Raw genomic sequence first — 19,251 nt, forward strand, 5'->3', positions numbered from 1 at the left:
AAATACTATATTTGCGCGTTAATTACAAATTGAAGATTTTTAAACAGAAAAGAGAATGCAGAATAAAGGACTTATTAAAACATTAGCCATCATTTTTGGATTGATATGTGTGTATTATTTATCATTTACATGGGTAAATAATACAATTGAAAATGATGCCAAGATATATGCTGATGGTGATGCTAAAAAAGAACAAGTATATTTAGATTCGGTATCTAATTTGCCAATTGCCAATTATTTATATACAAAATATACTTATAAAGAGGTACAAGATAAAGCTATAAATCTTGGTTTAGACCTTAAAGGCGGTATCGATGCCACTTTAGAAATTGCAGTTAGAGATATCTTAGTTGGGCTATCTAACGGTTCTAAAAATCCTGTTTTTAATAAAGCTTTAGCTGATGCAACTGCTGCTCAAAGTAATAGTGATAGTGATTATTTGACATTATTTTTCGAAGCTTTTGATAAAGCTAGTGATGGAAATGTAAAATTGGGTGATCCAAGCATTTTTGGTAATAAATCTTTAAAAGATAAGATTAACTTCAAAATGCCTGATAATGAAGTTAAAGCAGTACTTAAAGAAGAAGTTAAAGGTTCTATTAATACTGCTTTTGAAGTATTACGTAGTAGAATTGACCGTTTTGGTGTAACCTCACCAAGTATTCAACAAGTAGGTGAATCTGGTAGAATTTCTATTCAATTACCAGGTGCTAAAGATATTGATCGTGTAAAAAAATTATTACAAAGTACTGCCGAATTGCAATTCTGGGAAGTCTTTGAAAATACAGAAACTTCAAACTTCTTTATTCAAGCAAATACAACATTAGCTGAATTATTAAAAGATGAAGCTCCAGAAGAAGAAAGAGATACTACTATTTCTAAAGATGCAGAAATAGACGAATTATTAGGTGAAGTTCAAGACTCCGTTGATACAAAGGCTGCTAGTCCTTTGTTCTCAGTAATGATTCCTAATATCCCACAGAATCAAAATCAACGTAGTTCTGCGGTTGCGTATGCTAGTATAAAAGATACAGCTACTGTAAATAAATATTTAGCAATGCCTCAGGTTAGAGCATTATTGCCTCAAAACATGACTTATGCTAAATTCTTATGGGACGCCAAACCAATAACAGATTCTGAGCTAATTAACTTATATGCTATAAAATCAAATCGTGAAGATATTGCTCCTATTAATGGAGACGTAATTTCTGATGCTAGTCAAGTATTTGACCAGTTGGGTGTAAATCCACAGGTTAGCATGAACATGAATAGCAAAGGTACTAAGCAATGGGGTAAGATGACAGAAGATAATGTTGGTAAATTCGTTGCTGTTGTTCTTGATGATTACGTGTATTCTGCTCCAAATGTTAATGAGCCAATTCCTAATGGTAGAACTTCTATCTCTGGTAACTTTACTATAGAAGAAGCGCAAGATTTAGCAAATGCTTTAAAGTCTGGTAAACTTCCTGCTGCAGCTCGTATTATAGAATCTTCTGTAGTTGGTGCTTCTTTAGGTCAAGAATCTATTAATAACAGTGTTGTAGCATTTTTAATTGCTCTAACTTTAGTATTGGTTTGGATGATCTTTTACTATGGTAAAGCTGGTATTTTTGCAGACATTGCTCTAATACTTAACATCTTATTCATTTTTGGTGTATTAACTGCTTTTGGAGCGGTATTAACACTTCCTGGTGTAGCCGGAATCATCATCACAATTGGTATGGCAGTTGATGCGAATGTAATTATTTATGAGCGTATTAAAGAAGCTTTAGCTCGTGGTAAAGTATTAAAAGAAGCAATTGTTGAAGGGTTTAGTTTAAAAGGAGCTTTATCAGCAATTATCGATGCTAATGTTACTACATTTTTAACTGGTGTTATCTTATATGTTTTTGGTTCAGGACCTATTAAAGGTTTTGCTACTACATTAATGATCGGTATTGCCACCTCATTAGTATCAGCTGTATTTATTACAAGATTACTAGTGGATTGGGCTGCAAACAAAGATTACGGAATGACCTTTAATACAAACATTACTAAAGGATGGTTCCAAAATATTAGTGTTGAATTCTTAAAGAAACGTAAGCTTGCTTATATAATTTCTGCCACACTTATTATAATTGGTTTAGGGTCTATTTTTACTCAAGGATTTAACCAAGGTGTAGACTTTAAAGGTGGTAGAACTTATACCGTACGTTTTGACCAAGCTGTTAGCCCAGAAGAAGTAAGAACTTCTCTAAAAGAAGTATTTGGTGACGCTCCAGAAGTAAAAACATATGGTGGTGCTAATCAATTAAAAATAACAACTGATTATAAAGTTGATGATAATGCCATTACTGTAAGTGATGAAATTCAAGGATTATTATTTCAAGGATTACAATCATATTTACCAGATGGATCTTCTTTAGAAGGTTTTAAAATAGGTCCAGATCAAGCCGATGATAAAATTGGTATTATGAAATACTTTGAAGTAGGTCCAACAATTGCCGATGATATTAAGCAAAAAGCTGTTTGGGCTATTATAGGGTCTCTAATTGTAGTATTTTTATATATCTTATTAAGATTTAGAAAATGGCAATATAGCTTAGGTGCCGTAGCGGCGGTTTTTCATGATGTATTAATTGTATTAGCGATATTCTCACTATTCTGGAAAGTGTTGCCGTTCGATATGGAAATAGGTCAATCGTTTATTGCTGCAATCTTAACCGTAGTTGGTTACTCATTGAATGATACCGTGGTTATTTTCGATAGAATTAGAGAGTTTGCTGAAAAGCACCCTTCTTGGCCATTTGCAAATACTGTAAATAAAGCTTTAAGTACTACGTTAGGTAGAACTATCAATACTTCGTTAACTACGTTAATCGTATTATTATCGATCTTTATTTTTGGTGGTGATTCTATTAAAGGATTTATGTTCGCAATGATCATTGGTGTAATAGTAGGTACCTATTCATCATTATTTATTGCTTCTCCAATTATGTACGATACAACTACAAAGTTGACAAAAAAGAAGTAATCTAAACTAAAATATATGACTGAGCCGTTTTGTGTTTACTGTTAAAACAGTAGTTCAAAACGGTTTGATCTTTTTAGAAATATGAATACAATTAAATTACACGACAAATATTTTAAACCATTTATTTCAGCAGATAAAATAAATGTGGCTGTTGATAAAATGGCTAAACAAATTGAAAAAGATATAGCTGGTGAAATTCCAATTTTTGTTGGAATATTGAACGGCTCTTTTATGTTCGCTGCAGATTTTATAAGAACTTATAATGGCGATTGCGAAGTTTCTTTTGTGAAATTAGCATCTTATCAAGGTGAAAATTCTTCAGGTAACGTAAAACAATTGGTTGGAATCAATGAAGATCTAGAAGGTAGAACTGTGGTTATACTAGAAGATATTATTGATACAGGCACCACACTTGAAGAGATTTATGAAATCTTTAGAAACAAAAAATTAAAACAACTAAAAATTGCCACCCTTTTCTTTAAGCCTGATGTTTTCCGCAAAGGGTTACCAATAGATTATATCGGAATTTCAATTCCAGATAAATTTATAGTTGGTTACGGATTAGATTATAATGGTCTAGGAAGAAATCTAGCAGATATTTACCAATTAACAACACAACGAATGACAAACATAGTATTATTTGGCCCTCCAGGTGCAGGAAAAGGAACGCAAGCTGATCTATTAAAGAATAAATACAATCTTGTACATATTTCTACTGGAGATGTGTTTAGATATAACATAAAAAATGAAACCGAATTAGGAATGCTAGCCAAGTCATTTATGGATAAAGGCGATTTAGTTCCTGATAAAGTAACTATTGATATGCTGGAGGCTGAAGTAGATAAAAATCCAGATGCCAATGGATTTATCTTTGATGGATTTCCTCGCACAGAAGACCAGGCCAAAGCTTTAGATGCTTTTTTAGCTAAAAAAGGAGAAAGCATAAACGGAATGGTCGCTCTTGAGGTTCCCGAAGATTTATTAGTTGAACGATTATTAGAAAGAGGTAAAACAAGTGGCAGGCCCGATGATCAAGACGAAGAGAAGATTAGAAATCGCTTTAACGAATATAACACTAAAACAGCTGTCTTGCAGCACTACTATCAAGATCAAGACAAATATTTTGGGGTAAACGGTGTTGGAACTATAGAGGATATTACAGAGCGTTTATGCAAAGTAATTGATAAGCTTTAGTTAACTTGTCATTCCGCACTTGATGCGGAATCCATTAGAAAATGGAGTTCCAATTAAAAAGATTCCCGCTTTAGCGGGAATGACAAAAACAACATGACTGAAGGCAACTTTGTAGATTATATTAAAATTTTTGCAACTTCCGGAAAAGGAGGTAAAGGCTCTGTGCATTTACATCGCGAAAAATATATTCAAAAAGGCGGGCCTGATGGTGGTGATGGAGGTCGTGGCGGCCATGTAATCATTCGTGGTAATAAAAATATGTGGACGTTATACCACTTAAAATTCAAAAAACACTTTAAAGCAGAACATGGCGGTGATGGTAGTAAACAACGTAGCACCGGCAAAGATGGTGAAGATATCTATGTTGATGTACCGTTAGGTACCATTATACGAAATGGCGAAACGCAAGAGCAGCTCTTCGAAATCACTGAAGATGGTCAAGAAAAAATATTGGTAGAAGGTGGTATGGGTGGTCGTGGTAATTGGCACTTTAAATCTTCAACCAACCAAACTCCTCGTTATGCTCAACCTGGTATACCTGGTCAAGAAGGTTGGTTTCAAATGGAGTTGAAAATTTTGGCAGATGTAGGTTTAGTAGGTTTTCCGAATGCTGGTAAATCAACATTACTTTCAGTAATTACAGCAGCCAAGCCAAAGATTGCTGACTATGCTTTTACAACTTTAAAACCTAATTTAGGTATCGTCGAATATCGCAATTTTCAAAGCTTTGTAGTTGCTGATATTCCTGGAATTATTGAGGGTGCTGCAGAAGGTAAAGGATTAGGTCATCGTTTCTTACGCCACATAGAACGTAATTCTACTTTACTATTTCTTATTCCGGCAGATTCCGCAGATATTTCTAAAGAATACGATATTCTTTTAAATGAGCTAAAAAAACACAATCCAGAACTATTAGATAAAGATCGGCTATTAGCAATTTCTAAATCTGACATGCTCGATGAAGAGCTTAAAGAAGAAATCGAAAAAGAATTACCTAAAGGAATTGATCATATATTTATCTCTTCAATTGCTCAATCCGGCTTGACCGAATTAAAAGATAAACTATGGCAAATGCTTAATGTTTAAACTGTTAAGTCAAGGCTCACCATCATTAACAAATTAAATTTTTTTTAAAAATCCGTTTTATTGGATTTCAATATACTACCTTTGCACTTTATTAATTTATTATTTTATTATCATGGGTAGAGGTACCGTAAAATTTTTTAATGACTCTAAAGGATTTGGATTCATTACCGAAGAAGAATCTGGTAAAGAGCATTTCGTACATGTTTCTGGCTTAATCGACGAAGTTCGTGAAGGTGATACAGTAGAATTCGATTTACAAGAAGGCAGAAAAGGAATGAACGCAGTAAACGTAAAAGTAGTATAATATATTTATTACCGTTTTACAAGAAGTAAGCCTGTCATTAATTTGACAGGCTTTTTTATTTTTAAAAGTTAGTATCTTACACCATCAATTAACTAAACATGAGTAAGGATTTTAACAACCCTGCCTTTAAAAAACTATTACAAAAACTTCAAGAAGAAAGCTGGCAATTAGAACTATTAATATCTGGTTTTGCCATTTTCGGTTTATTTTCTGCATACGAGCCTGTTGAAATTGCAATAAAAGAAGCGCAACATCATGATCTGGTATATCGTGGTTTAATATTTATGTTTTTAAAATTGTCAATTGCTATTTTATTATTAAACCTACTATTACATGTTATTTTAAGAGGGCTTTGGATTGGTGCTTTAGGTTTACGTTATGTTTCTGGAGATATAGATTACGATGAATTAAAATACAGCCAAAAATTCACAAATTATTTAAGGAAAAAAATTGGTTCGTTTGATAAATATATTGGTACTCTAGAAAATTACTGTAGTGTAATTTTTGCTATTTCTTTTTTGCTCATTTTCTATGTTTTAGCTTTTGCATTTACCATAATTGTTTTAATAGTTTCGATTAAATATTTGATGGATAATGAAAACATTCCCGAATGGTTAGGGAAAGCTATAGGTATTCCGCTAGTTTTATTTATCCTATTTGGAATGACATTAACATTTATTGACTTCTTAACACAAGGTTTTTTAAAACGTAAAAAATGGATCTCGAAGATCTACTTCCCAATTTATTGGATATTTAGTTTTATAACACTTTCATTTCTTTATCGTCCGTTACTCTATAATTTTTTAGATAATAAGTTTGGCAGGCGAATAAGTTTAGCATTGGTGCCTATTTATATTCTTTTATTAATGATTACATCTATTGAAGATAAACAATCTAATTACTTTAAAAGAACTCATAATTCGAGCGAGTATATGGCCAATAAAAGAAACTATGAAGATATGCTTACCGAAAAAGGAGAATTTATTAAAACTGCTGCTATTCCTTCAAAAACAATTAAGGATTCTTACCTTAAAGTGTTTGTTGTCTTTTCTGATGCTATAGAAGATCGCATGTTTGCAAGAAATAAAGGATTGAAACCTGAAAAAGACAAGCGAGGGCTATATACCGATGTAACCTTTACAAACACTACAATTAATTTTAACAAAAGAGATAGTTTAAAGAGAGAGTACTTAAAAACATTTAATAATACCTATAAAGTTTTTATAGATACTATTCAATATAAATCTGATTTTATCCTAGGTGAAAGCAACACCAAAGAGTTTGGTTTCGAAACTTATCTTAATATAAAAAATATCACAGAAGGAAAACATATCTTGAAAATCAAACGAGATGTTTACAGAAAAAAAGACACAATTGTTAGAAGTTTTATAACAATCCCATTTTGGCATTTTAAAGATTAGTCATTCATTTAAATTACTTTAATGATTACCAAACCTACCCTACTACTTGATGAGAAAAAATGTAGAGCCAATATTAAAAAAATGGCTGACAAAGCCAGAAGAAATAATATTGAATTTAGACCACATTTTAAAACTCACCAATCTCAACAAATAGGTGAATGGTTCAAAGAGTGTGGTGTAACTAAAATTACCGTTTCCTCTTTAGAAATGGCCCGCTATTTTGTTAAAAGTGGTTGGAAAGATATCACGGTGGCTTTTCCAATAAATGTCTTAGAGATTGAAACTATCAATGAATTAGCATCTTCAATTGTTTTAAATATTTTGGTTGAGTCTGTAGAAGTCGTTCAACAATTAGACTCAAAATTGAAGGCAAAAATCAACGCTTTTATTAAAGTAAACATTGGCAATAATCGTGCTGGTATAGAACCAGAAAATACAAACCAAATTTCAATGGTTGTTGAAGAACTAGCCTCAAGTAAGAATATTACTTTTAAAGGATTCTTAGGTCATGCTGGACATAGTTACAATTGTAGATCACAACAAGAAATTGAAAAAACTCATACAAAAAGTGTTTCTAAAATTATAAAACTAAAGGAGCTCTTCAATAAGCAATTCTCAAACTTGATTGTATCTGTTGGTGACACACCAACATGTTCTACTATAGAAGATTTTTCAGAAGTAGATGAAATTCGTCCTGGAGTTTTTGTTTTTTATGATTGTAAAATGCTACAAATAGGATGTTGTACCATTGATGAAATAGCCTCTGTTATTGCATGTCCTGTCGTTGCCATCCATAAAGAGAAAAATGAAATTGTAATCTATGGTGGTAGTGTTCATTTTGCATCCGACATTTTAATTGATATGAATGGAGAAAAAGTATTTGGGTATGCCGTTAAAGACAAAGCTAATAGTTGGGGAGAAACTATCGAAAATGTTTATCTAAAAAAACTCTCGCAAGAACATGGTATTCTACATGCGCCCTCTTCATTTATAGATTCTGTTTCTATCGGTGATATTGTGAAAATTATACCTGTACATATATGCACAGCCGCCAACCTATATAACCATTATATAACAACAAAAGGTGAAAAAATCAGCAGATTTAGATTCTAAATCTAAAGTGCTTTAAAATTATTTTCTTTCCCTAACTTTAGACTCCATAAATTTTAAACTATGCGCAATTTACTTTTTCTCTTATTTGTTATTACTAGTTTTTCCTTTCAAGCTCAACAAAAAACATCTTTTAAAAATTTAGATGTCTTTGAATTGGAATGGGCAAACAATCCTGAAATTTCACCAAACGGAACTAAAATAGTCTATCAACGTAGTGGATTTGATATTATGAATGACAATCGTACATCTCGTTTATGGTTAATGGATGTAAATGGATCTAATCACACAAAACTAACAAGCAATGATACAAATGAATCAAATGCAAAATGGTCTCCAGACGGAACAAGAATTGCATTTACAAGTAGTACTGAAAATGGCTCAGAAATATTTGTGTATTGGATTAACACCAACAAAGTTGCTCGTTTAACACAACTCGAAAAATCACCGAGTGCCTTAACTTGGTCTCCTGATGGTAAACAGATTGCTTTTACCATGAAAATAGACAGTAAACAACCTTCTTTGGTGAAACCACCTAAAAAGCCTAAAGGTGCTAAGTGGGCAGATCATCCTAGAGTAACTACTAGATTAAAATACGAAGCCGATGGTTCTGGCTACACAAAACCAGGATTTAGACATCTATTTATTATTAATGCTGAAGGTGGTTCAGCTAGACAAATTTCAAGTGGAGATAAAAATTTCGGTGCCCCACAATGGTCTAAAGATGGTAAAGATTTATTCTTTAGTGGCAATCATAATGACAACTGGGAATATGAGACCAGAAATTCTGAAGTATATTCCATTAATAAAGCTTCCGGAAAAGTTACAGCTTTAACCGATAGAAATGGTCCTGATTTTGGCCTTGCTCTTTCACCAGATGGCAAACAACTGGCCTACTTGGGTTATGATGATAAAATACAAACTTATCAAGTAAATAAAATTTACTTAATGAATATTGATGGTTCTAATAAGAGGATAATCAATACTAATCTAGACAGAGGTAAATCTAATTTGAAATGGAGTTCAGATGGTAAAGGAATCTATTTTCAATATGATGATAAAGGAAATACTAAAATAGGGTACACTACCCTTTCTGGGAAAACAACTAAGGTGGCTGATAATTTGGGTGGCGTTGCAATTGGTAGACCATATGGTGGAGGGTCATATACTATTTCTAATACTGGTAAAATAGCATATACGTATTCGACACCATATCATCCTGCAGAAATAGCCGTTGTTTCAAAAGGACAAAAATCTCAGGTTATTTCGCATTTAAATGATGATATTTTAGCCTATAGAAACTTAGGTAAGACCGAAGAAATTTGGTATAATTCTTCTGTAGATGACAATAAAATTCAAGGATGGATCGTCTATCCTCCTAATTTTGATACCTCAAAAAAATATCCACTATTAGTAGAAAATCATGGTGGCCCGATCTCTAATTATGGCGATCGTTTTTCTCCAGAAATTCAACTGTATGCTTCAGCTGGTTATATCGTTTTTTATCCTAACCCTCGTGGAAGTACTAGTTATGGAGAAAAGTTTGGTAACTTACTGTATCATAATTACCCTGGTGAAGATTATAACGACGTAATGGATGGTGTTGATGTGGTAATTGCCAAAGGTAATATAGACACAAATGAATTATATGTTACGGGTGGCAGCGCTGGTGGAATTATGACTGCTTGGATGATCGGCAAGAACAATCGTTTTAAAGCCGCGGCTGTTGTAAAACCTGTAATGAACTGGATTAGCAAAACTTTAGTGGCTGATAATTATTTCTATTATGCTGATTATCGTTACCCAGGTCAACCTTGGGAAAACTTTGAAACCTATTGGAAATTTTCACCGCTATCATTAGTTGGTAATATTGAAACCCCTACATTGGTGATGGTAGGTACATCTGACTTACGTACGCCATTATCTGAAGCTAAACAATTGTATGGTGCCTTAAAAATCAGAAAAATACCAACTGCCTTAGTAGAAATACCAGGAGCTTATCATGGTATTGCTAGACGACCAAGTCAATTAATTACCAAAGTAGATCATGTAATTGCTTGGTTTGAAAAGTATAGAAACAACTAATGCAAACTTACATCTGTTTATTGCGTGGTATTAATGTAAGTGGTCAAAAAAAGATCAAAATGGTAGAGCTTAAGGCTTCTTTTGAAGGTTTCGGTTTTACAAATGTAGTTACCTATATACAAAGTGGCAATATTGTTTTTAAGTCAAACGAAAATGATTCTAAAAAACTTGAAAACACCATTCATCAACTAATGTTAGATGATTTTGGTTTTGATGTAACTGTTATTGTATTAACTCCAGAGAAAATACAGTCTGCTGCTAATAATAACCCATACAAAAAAGATGCAACTAAAGACCCAAAAAAGTTTTATGTGGTGTTTTTACAGGAAAACCCTTTGCAAGAAAATATTGATGTTTTAGCCACTTATGATTACAGCCCAGAAGAGTACATTTTAGATGACAAAGTCATCTTTTATTATGCTGCAAACGGAGCAGGTAATGCCAAAATGAGCAATAATTTTTTTGAAAATAAACTAAAAGTTAGAGCATCTTCTCGTAATTGGCGGACGGTTAATAAATTGTTTGTACTATCTAATTAGCAATAATTGTTATAAAATGAATAATGTAAATATTTTGGTGCCCATTAACAATAAGTGTCTTTTGATTTTATTTTTGATATTTTTTCAGTCATGTGATAATAAAAAAACTAATAGCAAAATTGAAATTGGAGATAATATTGGTCAATATGAACTAACATTTCCCGATACAGTTATTGTCAATAAATTATATAGAGGGGATATTTTTTATAATTCAATTTTGGACACAGCTAGATTTTCTGCTAAAAACAAAAGATATATCTTCTTATATCTTTCTGAAAATAAGTTTGTTCGAGAATTAGAAGAATTAAAAAAAATTAGACATGATACATTTGTTTCTTTAGATGATCATAGAATTCCTTTTGAATTGAAGTTCAATAAAATTGGAAATAATTTTTTGAATGGATTTATTGAAGATCAAGTTTTAATCCCAAATTATTATAAAGATGGGGGTGCTAGAATGATAACTCATGAAGTTGACGTTTCAAAACAAGTTTATGTTATTAGAGAATAAATTAAACCTTTTTTAAAATATTTCATTTAAAGTTTCTGTTAGATTATCGCGTATATACTCAAATCCGGTATTTTTAATCTTATCATTTTTTAAATACTGACTTTCTAAGGTAATTACAGCCATTTCACCTAAAACCAATTTAATGGCAAACTCAGGCACGTTAGGCAGAAAAATAGATTTTCCTAAGCTTTTAGCCAATGCTTTTGTAAGTTCAGAATTACTTACCGGATTTGAAGTCACTGCATTATAAGTACCTTCTAACTTGTTCTCTATAACATGTAAAAATAATCTTGCCAGATCTTTTATATGTACCCAAGACTGCCATTGCTTCCCTCCACCAATAGCAGCACCAATACCTTGTTTAATGGGCTTTGCCATTGCTTCTAAAGCTCCTCCTTGTTGAGACAAAACAATACCAATACGAATTTTACTAACAGAAATCCCTAATTCTTTAATTGTATCCGCTTCATTTTCCCAAGCCTTAACCACTTGTCCTAAAAATCCTTGGTTGACTTTAACTTCAGTTTCATCATACTTTTTTGTTAGTGATGATGGGTAAATCCCTAAAGCAGAAGCAGAGGAAAAATGTTTTACTTGATGTTCATTTTTAGAAAGTAATTTGTGCAATGTTTGTATAGAATTTATCCTGCTTTGCAGAATTTCTTTTTTATAACTCTTGGTCCATCGCTTAGAAATGCTAGCTCCCGCCAAATTTATAATAGCATCCATCCCATTAAGGCAATCAGTATCTATTTCTGCAGAAGCGGGATTCCAATAAAAACCTTTATAATTTTCTTGCAAAATTATTTTAGACTTATTGGTAGATAAATAATGGACTGTATATTTTTTAGCTAAACATTGTTTAACCAATTCGACACCTACTAAACCTGTAGCTCCTGTAATGAGAATATTCATGCTAAAAAAATCGTTCTATAATTTTTTCGGCATTCAACCAAAAATAGACTACTATTAAAAGTATAATAATCATATAAAATGATCTTTTATTATTCGGTCTTTTTCGTTTTTTGAATCTTCCAAATTCCATGATAATAGCCAATTTAACTACTCAAAAATACGCAATTTTGCAGCTCAAAACTTATTTTGTGCACCGACTTATTTAAGTATCTTTGTGGGCTCAAAAGCCGATAGCTAGACGACGAATGAAAAACATTAGAAACTTCTGTATTATTGCTCATATTGATCACGGTAAAAGTACCTTGGCGGATAGATTATTAGAGTACACCAACACTATTACTGATCGTGAAAAGCAAGATCAGTTACTCGATAATATGGATTTGGAACGCGAGCGTGGAATCACTATTAAAAGTCATGCCATACAGATGGATTATGAGTTAAATGGTGAGCAGTATATTTTAAACCTAATTGACACACCTGGTCACGTAGATTTTTCGTACGAAGTTTCTCGTTCTATTGCAGCATGCGAGGGTGCATTGCTAATTGTAGATGCTGCTCAAAGTATACAAGCACAGACCATTTCTAATTTATATTTAGCATTAGAAAATGACTTAGAGATTATTCCTGTTTTAAATAAGATTGACTTACCGAGTGCTAACCCAGAAGAAGTTACCGACGATATTGTTGATTTACTAGGGTGTGATCCTTCGGAAGTGATTCCAGCAAGTGGAAAAACGGGCTTAGGTGTCGATAAAATTTTAGAAGCGATTATCGATAGAGTTCCTGCTCCAAAAGGAGACCCTGATGCGCCGCTACAAGCCTTAATTTTTGATTCTGTTTACAATTCTTATCGTGGTGTTGAAACCTACTTTAGAGTGATGAATGGTGAGATAAAAAAAGGACAACGTATTAAATTTATGGCTACCGATAATGAATATTTTGCAGATGAAGTTGGTACGCTAAAGCTAAATCAAGTTGTTAAAAAATCTGTTAGAGCTGGTGATGTTGGTTATTTAATAACGGGTATAAAAACAGCCAGTGAGGTAAAAGCTGGTGATACTATTACAGATGCTATAAAACCTACAGATACCGCAATTGATGGGTTTGAAGATGTAAAACCTATGGTTTTTGCAGGTATTTATCCTGTTGATACAGAAGATTATGAAGAGTTACGTAATTCTATGGAAAAACTGCAGTTAAACGATGCTTCTTTGGTTTTTCAGCCAGAAAGTTCTGCTGCACTAGGTTTTGGTTTCCGTTGTGGTTTCTTAGGGATGCTCCATATGGAAATTATTCAAGAACGTTTAGAACGTGAGTTTAATATGACTGTTATTACCACGGTGCCAAACGTGTCGTATCATGCTTATACTCGAAAAAATCCTGATGAAATTCTTATTGTAAATAATCCATCAGATTTACCAGATCCTTCTAGTTTAGATCGTGTTGAAGAACCTTATATTAAAGCATCTATTATTACAAAATCTGACTTTGTTGGTAATGTAATGTCTTTATGTATTGAAAAGCGTGGGCAAATTACCAATCAAACATATTTAACAACAGAACGTGTTGAATTGAATTTTGACATGCCTTTGGCAGAGATCGTTTTTGATTTTTATGATCGATTAAAAACAGTTTCTAAAGGATATGCTTCTTTTGACTATTCGCCTATCGGAATGCGTGTTTCTAAATTAGTTCGTGTAGATATTTTATTAAATGCACAACCTGTTGATGCACTTTCAGCTTTAATACATGCCGATAATGCACAAACTATTGGTAAAAAAATGTGTGAGAAGTTAAAAGAATTGATTCCGCGCCAACAATTCGATATACCAATTCAAGCTGCTATTGGTGCAAAGATTATTTCTAGAGAAACCACAAAAGCATTACGTAAAGATGTAACTGCAAAATGTTATGGTGGTGATATTTCTCGTAAACGTAAACTCTTAGAAAAGCAGAAAAAAGGTAAAAAGCGTATGCGCCAAGTGGGTAATGTAGAAATACCTCAAGAAGCATTTATGGCAGTATTAAAATTGAATGATTAGGTTTTAAGCTTCAAGAGGTTTTCCTAAATAAACCAATTTACTTTCGTTAGTTATCCCATTTTCATTAATAAAAGAAGACACCATGTGTAATTCGCCTTCGTTATCTTTAATAAACAACGGTATTCGATCTGTATCTTTCTTTAGCTCTTCCATTAAATCTACATAATTAGATTTATCGCCTAAGAGAATTTCATTTATAATCGGAAAGTTTTCAGTTGTTTCCGTCAACGCATTATAATCATCGGTTACACTAAACAATCTTTCCTTAATAATATTATCATTTAAGATTTCTGTTTTAGAAGCCAATCTAAAAGATCCATTCTCACCAAATTGCTTTCCTAATTTATTTACCGCATATTCATTAATAGTTGGGTTTCCTGTTAAAGCTAATAAAAAACCTACATCGCTTAATTCGATATCATCGAAGATTGAATCAGAATATATATTTGTATTTATTGCTCGTAAACCTTGTTCTTTAGCCTTTTGAATATTATCTTGGTTACTATCTACAAGTACCACATGGCGTTCATTCTTTTGTAAATAGTCACCAATAAGTCTTGAAAATTTTGAAGCACCAACAATTAAAACTCCTTTAGATTCATTTAAAAACACTCCTATAACTTTAGCAAAATATCGAGCTGTAGTTGCGTTTAATAAAACTGTACCTAGCACCACCATAAAAACCAATGGTGTAATATATTCGGCATTTACAACATCTTCGGCCATTAGTTTACTACCAAATAAAGATGCTATACCAGCAGCCACAATACCACGTGGTCCAACCCAGCTAATAAACAATTTTTCATTAGTAGTTAATGATGAATTTAGTGTGCTTAAAAACACTCCTAATGGTCTAATTACTAAAACAATTATAAAAAATAACAATGCAGTTTTCCAGTTTGCCAATAGCATCAAATTTGCAAAATCAATATTAGCAGCCAACAAAATAAAAAGCACAGAAATTAATAATACACTTAGCGATTCTTTAAAGTATAATAGTTCTTTTAAATAAGGAGCATTTTTATTTCCTAACACCATGCCCATAACTACTACAGACAGTAGACCAGATTCGTGAGCAAAACTATCGGACAAGACAAAAACTCCTAAAACCATTGCCAATGCAAAAACATTCATTAAATAGTGAGGTATCCATTTTTTTCTTATTAAAAAATCTAAAGCATGAGCAAAAGTGAATCCGAATGTAAATCCAAAAAGAACGATTTTACCAAATTCTATCAAAGCAGTTTTTGTGAAGCCGCTACCACCACCAACAAAAATAAATTCAAATACTAATACGGCAACCAAAGCACCAATTGGATCTATTAAAATACCTTCCCATTTCAGTACAGCTGAGACATCATTTTTAAGAGGTATATTTCTTAAAATTGGTGTAATAACTGTAGGTCCTGTCACAATAATTAAAGCAGAAAACAAGAATGAGAGTTCCCAATCTAAGTTGAAAATAAAATGAACGGCTATAGCTGCACAAAAAAATGTAACTAACGAACCTAGCGAAATTAGCTTTGTTATTACTGGTCCTACATTTTTTATCTCACTTATTTTTAGTGTTAACCCTCCTTCAAAAAGTATAATACCTATTGCCAGAGAAACAAAATAATACAATCCTTCACCAGGAAAGAGCCCCTTCTTGTCATTCCATATCGGCTCGATCCATTTTGTACCATCTTCCGATAAAAATTCTGCTGCAATTGGTCCTACCAATAAGCCAATTAGTATTAGTGGTAATATTGCTGGGATTTTAAACTTCCAAGCTACCCATTGTGCTAAAATTCCTAAAATTATAATTCCTGCTAGTTCTAACATTTTCTCAAATTTCTGTGAAAATACTAATTTCTTAAAAACCAAAACATATTCCATCTTTTAAAAAAACTGTATCTTTCAATCCTAACTAAACAGAAACTATACTTTTTTGCAAAAACCATTCAACCGTATAGGTATTGGGGTTACTTTTTCTCCTAACTTAGAAGCTAATATTAACGAAGCTTCAAGGTTATCCTTATTTTTTGATGCTAAATTGGTTCTTATTCATGTTGGTGAAAAGTCTTCTGATAAGGTAGAGAAGTTCGAAAAAATTTTGAGTTCATTTGCTAAAGATGGTCTAGATTATGATTTGGTTTTTCAAACGGGTAATCCTGTAGAAGTTATTTTAAATACTACCAAAGAAAAAAATATTGATTTATTGATTCTTGGAGCTTTACAGCGAGAAAATTTACTAAAATATTATATTGGTTCTATTGCTAGAAAAATATCTAGACAAGCCGATTGTTCTGTTTTATTATTAATTAATCCTTCTTTAGAGCGCATCCCTTGTGAACATATTGTTGTAAATGGTTTAAAAGACCCTAAAACCGAACAGACTATTAACACAGCGTTTTATATTGGTAAACAATTAGGTTCTAATAGAATAACGATTGTTGAAGAAATTGCCCAAGATGAAGTAGCTGTTAAGGTAGAAGATGATAAATCACTCCGAAAAGCTACGGTTCTTAAAGAACGTTTACGATTGCGTGAAGACACTAGGGTAAAGAACATTTTGGCTAAGATTCCGAATAATTATAAAAATGATGTCTCTATAAAAACCCAACCTATTTTTGGTAAGCGTGGTTATTCTATTGGGCATTATGCTCAAATTGCCAGGGCAGATTTATTGGTAATGAATGCTACCGAAAAAACCTCTTTTTGGGATCGCCTTTTTCCTCATGATATTGAACATATATTAACCGAATTACCTACCGATGTTTTAATTATTCAATGAGCGCGAAAAAGAATAACATAAAACATTTCTTTAGCGACTTACCTAAAAACATTTTTTCTGGTTTTGTGGTAAGTTTAATTGCTTTACCGCTCGGTTTAGGTTTAGCAATGGCTAGTGATGCCCCAGCAATATCTGGTGTAGTAACTGCCATTATTGGAGGGGTTATTGTTGCTATTCTGGGTGGCAGTAATGTTACCATTACAGGCCCAGGTAATGGATTGGTAGGTGTTTTATTGGTTGCTATTACTACATTAGGATTAAATGAAGCTTATGCTGCGATTATAGTTTCAGGTGGTTTGTTGATTCTTCTCGGATTTTTACGTTTAGGAAAATTAGCAGATTTCTTTCCGTCATCAGCAATACAAGGTATGCTTGCGGCAATAGGATTGATAATATTAGGAAAGCAGTTCCATATTATGCTGGCTCATAAAATTGATCGCCCAGAAACAATAGATTACCTTATTGAAATTCCGTATACCATTAATGATGCCATTCATTACAATAAATCTGGATTGATTTATGCTGCACTCATTGGTGTATTAAGCTTTTTAATCATGATACTTTACCCTAAAATTAGGAATAAGTATTTGCAGATGGTACCAGCACCTATGTGGATTGTTATTTTATCTATAGGGTTTAGCTATTATTTTGAGCTAATTGCACACCAACCAAACCCAATAGATCCTTTATACATGCTTTCTGGCATTCCAAGCGTAGGTGAAATCATAGAACAATTGCCAGGTATTACTTTTGAAAAAATAGATCAGAGTGCTTTTTGGTCTAGTGTTTTTGCTTTAACTCTAATTGCAAGTATAGAATCTCTTTTGAGTATAAAAGCTGTAGACAAGCTTGATCCTGAAAAACGTAGGTCGAATGTAAATAGAGACCTAAAAGCTCTTGGTTTAGCAACTATTGGTAGTGGTTTTGCTGGCGGACTAAATGTAGTTACCGTTATTGCTCGTAGTTCGGTAAATGTAAACAATGGCGCCACTAACAGATCAGCAAATTTTTCGCATGCCGTTTTTCTAATACTATTTATAGGCTTATTTAGTACACAGTTAACACGGATTCCGTTACCTGCTCTAATGGCTATTTTAGTTTTTACCGGTTATAAATTAGCATCACCAGATATAGTGAGAAAAATATTTTCTATAGGTAAAGAGCAGCTTATTATCTTTTTTGTGACCCTGCTTATAACTTTAAAAGTTGGACTAATTACTGGTATTGCAATGGGTGTATTAACAACACTTATAATACATATAATCATCAACAAAAGTGTAGGTCTTTTTGCTAGAAATTTATTGAAGCCAAACGTACTAATGTATAAGGAAGAAAATGGAAACTATTATGTTAGTGTAAAACATTTCTGTAGCTTTTTAAACTTTTATAAACTCAAACAAAAATTAGACGCAATACCAGAAGATAATGAGGTAATTGTAGATTTTTCTCTATGTGAATTTGTAGATCACACTGTGATGGAAAATATGAATAACTACCAAGAGTTATTCTCTAAAAGAGGAGGTAATTTCGAAGTAATAGGTTTAGATATGCATGGAACAGATTCAAAACATCCTTTTGCCTTACGTCGTATTTTACCTATACCTAGTATTCTTACTAATCTAACAAATAGACAAACTACTATTGAAGAACTTGCAAATGACTTTTCATTAAATTATGATGCAACAAATGATAAAAAAACAAGATTTTTAGAAGATTTTGTTTTCTTTAGAACTAAGCAAATAGATCATATCTATAACAAACTCTCAAATAAAAAGGCAACTATTAATCTTTTTGATATCGAATTTTCTGAAGGAGAGTTTATTGCTAAAGAAATAGTTAGAACGACTATGTTACATATAGAACTAAGTAAGCAAATACCTACATTTACTTTAGATCGTGAAGGTTTTTTGGAACGTATTTATGCTTTTGCTGGGTTTAAAGATGTTCCTATTGAAAACCATAGTGACTTTTCTAAAAGATTTTATCTCTTAGGTGAAGATCGAAAAGCTATTCAAGGGTTTTTTACTGATGATTTAGTACATTTTTTTGAAAGTAATCCGTATTATCATGTAGAGTCAAATGGTCATTCTTTATTAGTATTTGGAAAGGAGCGTTTAGCTAGTGTAAAAGAAGTTAAAAGCCTATTTGACTTTGGTAAAAGATTAAAGAAAACTGTAAGTAAAAAATAGTGTAAAATAAACAAAGACATCATTTGATTTTTATCAAAGATGTCTTTGCGATTAAGAACTGGTTAG

The 19,251-nt window shown here is 32.4% G+C and carries 14 protein-coding genes; 12 read left to right on the forward strand and 2 right to left on the reverse strand.

Annotated elements, in window-relative coordinates; all coding sequences use genetic code 11:
- Positions 1-55: 55 nt before the first annotated feature.
- The 9 genes from secDF (at position 56) to AC3IF2_RS10985 (ending at position 11,263) form a co-directional block, all read left to right on the forward strand.
- Entirely contained in the window at positions 56-3,013 is a 2,958-nt protein-coding gene (secDF, locus tag AC3IF2_RS10945; RefSeq protein WP_489167237.1) for a protein translocase subunit SecDF, read from the forward strand.
- Between the two features lie 81 nt (positions 3,014-3,094).
- A complete protein-coding gene (locus tag AC3IF2_RS10950; protein ID WP_489167239.1) occupies positions 3,095-4,207 on the forward strand; it encodes an adenylate kinase in 1,113 nt (370 codons plus the stop codon).
- Between the two features lie 93 nt (positions 4,208-4,300).
- Positions 4,301-5,293 carry a GTPase ObgE gene (gene obgE / locus AC3IF2_RS10955; RefSeq protein WP_489167240.1) on the forward strand — a complete coding sequence of 331 codons (993 nt, stop codon included), beginning with the start codon at positions 4,301-4,303 and terminating at the stop codon, positions 5,291-5,293.
- Positions 5,294-5,405: 112 nt separating this feature from the next.
- A complete protein-coding gene (locus AC3IF2_RS10960) occupies positions 5,406-5,597 on the forward strand; it encodes a cold-shock protein (protein WP_489167242.1) in 192 nt (63 codons plus the stop codon).
- A 98-nt stretch (positions 5,598-5,695) separates the two neighbouring features.
- A complete protein-coding gene (locus tag AC3IF2_RS10965; protein WP_489167243.1) occupies positions 5,696-7,018 on the forward strand; it encodes a hypothetical protein in 1,323 nt (440 codons plus the stop codon).
- Between the two features lie 21 nt (positions 7,019-7,039).
- On the forward strand, positions 7,040-8,131 hold the full coding sequence (locus AC3IF2_RS10970) for an alanine racemase (RefSeq protein ID WP_489167244.1): 1,092 nt from the start codon (positions 7,040-7,042) through the stop codon (positions 8,129-8,131).
- A 60-nt stretch (positions 8,132-8,191) separates the two neighbouring features.
- Positions 8,192-10,213 carry a S9 family peptidase gene (locus AC3IF2_RS10975; RefSeq protein WP_489167246.1) on the forward strand — a complete coding sequence of 674 codons (2,022 nt, stop codon included), beginning with the start codon at positions 8,192-8,194 and terminating at the stop codon, positions 10,211-10,213.
- The gene (locus AC3IF2_RS10980) at positions 10,213-10,752 is read left to right on the forward strand and encodes a DUF1697 domain-containing protein (protein WP_489167248.1); all 540 of its coding nucleotides are present in this window, start codon (positions 10,213-10,215) and stop codon (positions 10,750-10,752) included. The genes AC3IF2_RS10975 and AC3IF2_RS10980 overlap by 1 nt, the downstream gene beginning before the upstream one ends.
- A 73-nt stretch (positions 10,753-10,825) precedes the next feature.
- Complete coding sequence (locus AC3IF2_RS10985) at positions 10,826-11,263, forward strand: hypothetical protein (protein WP_489167250.1); 438 nt, start codon at positions 10,826-10,828, stop codon at positions 11,261-11,263.
- A gap of 12 nt (positions 11,264-11,275) precedes the next feature.
- Here the strand turns inward: AC3IF2_RS10985 and AC3IF2_RS10990 are convergent, their stop codons facing one another.
- Positions 11,276-12,178: a TIGR01777 family oxidoreductase gene (locus tag AC3IF2_RS10990; RefSeq protein ID WP_489167252.1), complete on the reverse strand. Its 903-nt coding sequence runs from the start codon at positions 12,176-12,178 to the stop codon at positions 11,276-11,278.
- 245 nt (positions 12,179-12,423) lie between these two features.
- Between AC3IF2_RS10990 and lepA the strand changes: the two genes are divergently transcribed.
- Positions 12,424-14,220, forward strand: coding sequence for a translation elongation factor 4 (gene lepA, locus AC3IF2_RS10995; RefSeq protein ID WP_489167254.1), 1,797 nt, complete (start codon positions 12,424-12,426; stop codon positions 14,218-14,220).
- Positions 14,221-14,223: 3 nt separating this feature from the next.
- On the opposite strand, the gene AC3IF2_RS11000 is transcribed toward lepA, so the two are convergent.
- A complete protein-coding gene (locus AC3IF2_RS11000; RefSeq protein WP_489167256.1) occupies positions 14,224-16,044 on the reverse strand; it encodes a cation:proton antiporter in 1,821 nt (606 codons plus the stop codon).
- 106 nt (positions 16,045-16,150) lie between these two features.
- Between AC3IF2_RS11000 and AC3IF2_RS11005 the strand changes: the two genes are divergently transcribed.
- Positions 16,151-16,996, forward strand: coding sequence for a universal stress protein (locus AC3IF2_RS11005; protein ID WP_489167258.1), 846 nt, complete (start codon positions 16,151-16,153; stop codon positions 16,994-16,996).
- Complete coding sequence (locus AC3IF2_RS11010) at positions 16,993-19,185, forward strand: SulP family inorganic anion transporter (RefSeq protein ID WP_489167260.1); 2,193 nt, start codon at positions 16,993-16,995, stop codon at positions 19,183-19,185. Before AC3IF2_RS11005 ends, AC3IF2_RS11010 begins: the two co-directional genes overlap by 4 nt.
- The last annotated feature ends 66 nt before the right edge of the window (positions 19,186-19,251 follow it).

The organism is Maritimimonas rapanae, assembly GCF_057837205.1.